2 protein-coding genes are annotated in these 2924 nt (G+C 33.4%); both read right to left on the bottom strand.

Annotated features, from left to right (window positions below; all coding sequences use genetic code 11):
* On the bottom strand, window positions 1-1569 hold a 1569-nt coding region (locus tag F6K22_RS37480; protein ID WP_293109869.1), incomplete at its 3' end, for a DnaB-like helicase N-terminal domain-containing protein.
* 1127 nt (window positions 1570-2696) lie between these two features.
* On the bottom strand, window positions 2697-2924 hold a 228-nt coding region (rplI, locus tag F6K22_RS37475; RefSeq protein ID WP_293109867.1), incomplete at its 5' end, for a 50S ribosomal protein L9.

Genomic DNA, 2924 nt, shown 5'->3' with positions numbered 1-2924 from the left:
TCCACAGATAGTATCAGTAGCAGTTAAATTCTCTGAATTTTTAGGAGACTTTCCTTTGACAGTTCTACTCTGGAGCGACCGACTTTTAGATTCAGCAAAACTTTCTACTAGACTCACCAATTCATCCCAGAAAATTACCCTATTTTCTAATTGCTCATCCCAGAAATTATTTTCTGCGATTAAATTTAACCAACTAGAATCAAAATTGAAATTTTTAGAATTAAAGACACCAATATCTGCAATAAAATTTTTCTGAGATAAAGCATCAGTAATTGTCAAATGCCATAAATCTATATTACAAAAACAACTTCTGAATTCAGAATTCTGAATTCTGAATTCTTTAACGACCTTTCTTTTTTCACTTCTCTTATCCTCAATTTTTTCAATAGCAGCAACAATTCCAAATCTAAGCAAAATATGTTGTACTTGTCTAACCAATTTTTTACTAACTGTAGAATAACCAAAACATACTCCCCTACTCTCAGATATTTTCACCCATCCATCCAGGGAAAATAGATATCTAATAAATAAAGCTAATTGTGACCTTTCTAATTTAAAGACAAGAGGAAAAAGACAGAAATTATCAGAATCAATCAGGGAAGAAAACTTACTTTCTGGAATAGTTTCATTACCAAAAATATTTAACCGACGCGGTACAGCTATTTTTTCCCCTACGCGCAATTTTGCCAAAGGTTTCCAACCATCAACCGTTAAAAAAGGATGAGTAATTGTCGTCTCTACAAATCTTCCTAATTTTGTCGTTACTCCAAATACCAATTTAACTCCATCATCAACAAAAGCACTAGGTTTAGTCAGATGAAACCTCCTATTTTTTCCCAAAGTTAATAATTCTATTTCCTGCCTTTGATAAACTTCTCCCAAAGTAACTAAACTGCCATCTTTTTGCAAAACCAAAGTATCATAAGCAGCACATTTTCCCATAGAAGGTCTACCCGCCACAATGATTAGATCGGAACGTTGAAAACCTCCAGTCATTGCATCTAAATCGTAAAAACCACAAGCAAGACCAGGTAAAGCAACCCCCTCATTTCTATCCTCAATCTCCTGAAAAGTATCAATTAAAGTCTCAGAAATAGGAACTAAATCTTGTTGTGGTTTATCCTGAGTCATAGCAAAAATTTTTTGTTCTGCTTGGTCAAGAATAGTTTCTAATCTAGTCGCTGTTTGAAAGCCTAAATCAAAAATTTCATTTCCAGCTTGAATTAATTTTCGTCGGATATATTTGTCAACAACTAAAACTGCATATTGGTCGATGTTAACTGCAGAAACAGTTCGTTCTAACAGTTGAACTATTTTAACTTGCCCGCCAATTTTTTCTAATTGATTATTATCAGAAAGCCAACTGGTAACAGTCATTAAATCAGTAGGTTTACCCTGATTATAAAGTTGCCACATTGCTTTATAAATAATTTGATGAGCTTGAATGGCAAAAAACTCCGGGCGTAACAACTCTGTTACTCGATTAATAGCTTCTGGGTCGAGAAGAATACCACCTAAAATAGCTTCTTCCGCCTCAATATTTTGGGGAGGTAGGCGATCGCTTTGCATTTATGATTTATCTAAATATTTGGGTTAAATGGTAAGCATTCAGCTATTAGCATTCAGCTCTCAGCAATAATATCCAGCTCTTAAAGCTATCAATTATAGAGTTTTATATTAAGAAAGATGTTTATAAATTATAGTCTTAAGGGTGGGGTTTAAATTTCAAACCAAAAACAATAGCTGATAGCTGACGGCTGAATGCTTAAGTTAAATGAATTTCATATTTTGATGTGAATATATAGGAGTAGTTCTTGTAGTGAAGGGTTTCATTAATTGATAATTGATAATGGATAATTGATAATTACAAGAAGGTTAAAACCGCGCTTGATTGAAGATTGGGAAATATCATTTCTTTTTTTCCCCTTAAAAGGGGAGGCTTTAAACCACAATTATTTAATTAACAATTAATAATTAATAATTCGGTAAAAAATAATTTTGTCTGACTACTTTAATTTTTTTTAAATAATATAATATCTCTTATATTTATGAGATGTAAAATTTTGGAATCAAGTGTTGCCTAAAACAAAGTTCCGTAAGCATTCAGCCGTCAGCCATCAGCTAGCCTCTTGCCTCCTCCGGAGGAGCTCCGCTAACGCTTTTCATGTCGCGCAGCGAAACAGCTATTGCTTTTAATTTAGGATAAAAGCTTTATTAATTGTCTTACTACAAAAGTTGGTTCCCTTGTTCTTCAAGTCAGTTGTTAATTTAAACACTGTCCTTAAATAGAAAGTCTTGTTGCTGATAGCTGACTGCGAGCTAGCTGAATGCTTACAAAGTTCCTTTGTATCTAACACCTTATTGTAATTGGTATATCAAATCATAATTAACTCCTAAATCGCAAATAACATTATCTTCAAACCGACTGAAATCGCTTTTTCCACTTCAATATTTTGGGGAGGTAGGCGATCGCTCTGCATCTATCTATAGATCTAAGAAATTATTTTGTCAGCTATCAGCTTTATTACTTTTAAAGGAGGAAAAAGCAATTGAGAAATTTTCCAGAATAGGAACAGGTAATAAAAGTAAAAAGCTAATATTTTTAATAATATCAGGTCAATCAGATATCAGTTATTCGTTTAGCAGTTCAAGGGATAACCGATAACTGATAACTGATAACTGATAACTGTTAACTGTTAACTACCCACCACTTGAATTTCAACTTCAGCAGTTACCTCTGGATGAAGTTTAATTTCAGCTTTGTAGAAACCAACCTTGCTAATCTCTGGCAAAGTAACACCACGTCTATCAATTTCTTGACCAGTATTTTCCTTAATTACTTCCACCAATTCTCTATCAGTAACCGTACCAAATATCGCATCATTTTCACCCACTTGTTTAGCAATTTTGAAGCGACCAACTGA

It is taken from the genome of Okeania sp. SIO2F4, from assembly GCF_010672385.1.
Classification (GTDB): domain Bacteria; phylum Cyanobacteriota; class Cyanobacteriia; order Cyanobacteriales; family Microcoleaceae; genus Trichodesmium.
This window is presented reverse-complemented; position numbering and strand designations above follow the sequence as displayed.